Consider the following 1,534-nt stretch of genomic DNA (forward strand, 5'->3'; position numbering starts at 1 on the left):
GTCGAACGCGGCCAGTTCGTCGCGCCAGGACGGGGGTGGCACCGGCACCGTCCGCAGCAGGACGGTCTCGCCGTACCCGGGTTGCTCGGCCTTCGGGGTGTCGTCGAGGTCAGGCAGGGTGAGCGAGCCGAGCATGGCGTACCGCGACGGTGGGGCGAGCGGCGGGACCGGCTCGGCGGTGGGGTCCCCGACGGAGTGGATGATCAGTCCGAGCCGGCGCAACTCGGGCAGGTTCCGCTCGTCGGTGGCGCCTGAGACCACTTCGCCGCGTACGGCGGTGCCGGCCAGCAGAGCGAGCACGGCGTCCCGGTCGCTGCCGCCGGCCAGGTGCCCGACCACCGAGATCACGAGCGGCGGCCGAAGAAGCGCCGGGACGGAGCCGGCAGCACGCGCAGTCGTTGCGCCGCCCGGGTGGCCACCTCGGGCACCGAGGACTTCGCGGCGAGCTGGTAGAAGCGGCGCGACTTCGTCACGTCCCCGGCCTGCTCCCAGTACCAGCCCAGGTTGTGCGCGGCGAACGCCCGGCTGCGGTCGTTGGTGGCCTTGTCGTACGCGAACTCCCACAGCCGGCGGGCCTCGGCCTGGTGGCCGGCCTCGTCCTCCAGCATGCCGAGGTTGATCGCGCCCTCGACGGCGAACTCGGGGATGCCGAGGTCGATGGCGAGCTGGAAGGCCGCGCGGGCACCGGCCAGGTCACCCAGCTCCTTGCGGACGTTGCCGAGCTGCCGGGCGGCGGCCGAGCGGAACACCGGATCGGCGCCGGCCTGCTCGGTGGCGTCGCGCAGCGCTGCCTCCGCCCGGCCCGGCTCACCCAGCTCGATCAGGGACAGGCCGAGGTGCAGGCGTACGGCCGCCACCTCGCTGGGTGTCTTGGCCACCGGCGCGGCCCGCTCCAGCCAGAGCACCGCCTTGGCGTGCTCGCCGTGCTGGTGCGCGTCGATCCCGATCTGCGCGGCGAGCAGGGTGGTCATGGCCCGGCTGATCAGCTCGTGCTCGGCCTTGCGGGCCGACGTGGCCTGCCCGTACATCTTGTCGCGCAGGGAACTGGCGAAAGCGCCGCGGGTGAACTGCCGGCCCGGGCCGTCGCTGCCGAACCCGGCGAAGTCGGCGGTCGGCCGCAGCACGTTGCCCCAGGGACCGGAGCCGTCCGCGGCCGCGTCGACGTGCTCGCGCGGGGCGACCAGCTGCAGGTCCTCCTCGGTGCGCGGCCGGTCCCCGCACACCGGGCACGGCTTGCCGACGCAACGGGCCTTGAGCGCCTGGTACTCGTCCGGGCCCATCACCACCTGGTGGTGGACACAGTGGCCGCACCGGTGCGACAGCACGAAGATGTTCAACGACGCCTCCCAGGTGGGCGGACACAGCCACCCTACGACGCGGGCGTATCCCTGTGTACCCGAGAAGTTCCTCTGGGTGAGAGGGCTGGCAGCATGCGGCCATGCAGCCGGCCCGCTGCCCGGTCGTCCAGATCGGACACTTCGCGCAGCGCCAGCCAGGCGGCGCCCGCGGCGGGATCGTGCGTGGTGGCGACCGG

The 1,534-nt window shown here is 73.6% G+C and carries 2 protein-coding genes; both read right to left on the reverse strand.

Annotated elements, in window-relative coordinates; genetic code table 11:
• Nucleotides 1–348 (reverse strand): hypothetical protein (locus AB0C29_RS47900; RefSeq protein WP_360834970.1); only part of this gene is annotated, 348 nt, incomplete at its 3' end.
• Complete coding sequence (locus AB0C29_RS47905) at nucleotides 345–1,337, reverse strand: tetratricopeptide repeat protein (RefSeq protein WP_360834972.1); 993 nt, start codon at nucleotides 1,335–1,337, stop codon at nucleotides 345–347. The genes AB0C29_RS47905 and AB0C29_RS47900, both read right to left, overlap by 4 nt.
• Nucleotides 1,338–1,534 lie beyond the last annotated feature (197 nt).

The sequence above is a fragment of the Actinoplanes sp. NPDC048791 genome, from assembly GCF_040650095.1.
Taxonomy (GTDB): domain Bacteria; phylum Actinomycetota; class Actinomycetes; order Mycobacteriales; family Micromonosporaceae; genus Actinoplanes.